The sequence below is a fragment of the Neisseria sp. P0024.S006 genome (assembly GCF_051956595.1).
In the GTDB taxonomy this organism is placed as follows: Bacteria; Pseudomonadota; Gammaproteobacteria; order Burkholderiales; family Neisseriaceae; genus Neisseria.
This window is the reverse complement of the sequence record NZ_JBQCXH010000058.1, coordinates 1-451: the sequence shown is the minus strand read 5'-3', so window position 1 is coordinate 451 and position 451 is coordinate 1. Positions and strand designations below refer to the sequence as shown.

At 51.2% G+C, this 451-nt stretch carries 1 protein-coding gene; it reads right to left on the bottom strand.

Annotated features, from left to right (window positions below):
- Positions 1-152: 152 nt before the first annotated feature.
- On the bottom strand, positions 153-451 hold a 299-nt coding region (locus ACTHUF_RS11260; protein ID WP_440407745.1), incomplete at its 5' end, for a hypothetical protein.

Sequence of the window (451 nt, the reverse complement as noted above, 5' to 3'; positions counted from 1 at the left end):
ACCAAACACCCACACACCACAAAAAACCCAACAAAACAGGCTGCCGCCACAACCGCAACAACTACCACAACCACCCAAACCAGCACAACCACCCAAATAAAAAACACCGCCCAATCCCAACAGGCTACCAACACTCAAACCACCACACAACATCACAATACCAAACCCACCACCCCCACCACCAAAGACAACACCACCACCCCAACACCTCCCAACACCACTACCAAACCACACAAAAACAACACCACCACCACACAAACAAACACCAACACCAACACCACCACCAACAACACAACCCACCCACCCAACACCCCAACCAACACACCAAACACCCAACACCCCACCCCAACAACCAAAAAAAAAAACACCACCACCAACCACACAAAAACCACCAACAACCCCAAAAACCCCACCCCCAACACCCACCCACCCCAAAACACACCCAAACACA